The organism is Pseudoalteromonas rubra (assembly GCF_005887115.1).
Classification (GTDB): domain Bacteria; phylum Pseudomonadota; class Gammaproteobacteria; order Enterobacterales; family Alteromonadaceae; genus Pseudoalteromonas; species Pseudoalteromonas rubra_F.
In genome coordinates, this window is record NZ_PNCJ01000120.1 from 1 (window position 1) to 239 (window position 239).

Sequence of the window (239 nt, forward strand, 5' to 3'; positions counted from 1 at the left end):
GAGGGTGTTCATAATTCTGTGTCAGCCTACTGAGCTAAAAGCTCTATGTAGTCATCCAAGCGCCCTGGAAAGTGGATGGCCATCTGCGATAGCGTGAGATTCCAGTTCTGGATAGGATGCGTCCAGCGCTCTTGAGCTTTAAGTATACCGGCATGGAGTAGCTTTAGTAAGCTGTTTTCATTGGCAAAACCGCCCTTGGTTTTGGTCAGCTTCCGGAACTGGCGATGTACAGCCTCCAC

1 pseudogene is annotated in these 239 nt (G+C 49.8%); it reads right to left on the reverse strand.

The features are described 5' to 3' along the window. Positions 1-26: 26 nt before the first annotated feature. A pseudogene (locus CWB98_RS23425) lies at positions 27-239 on the reverse strand (IS256 family transposase); the annotation flags it as partial.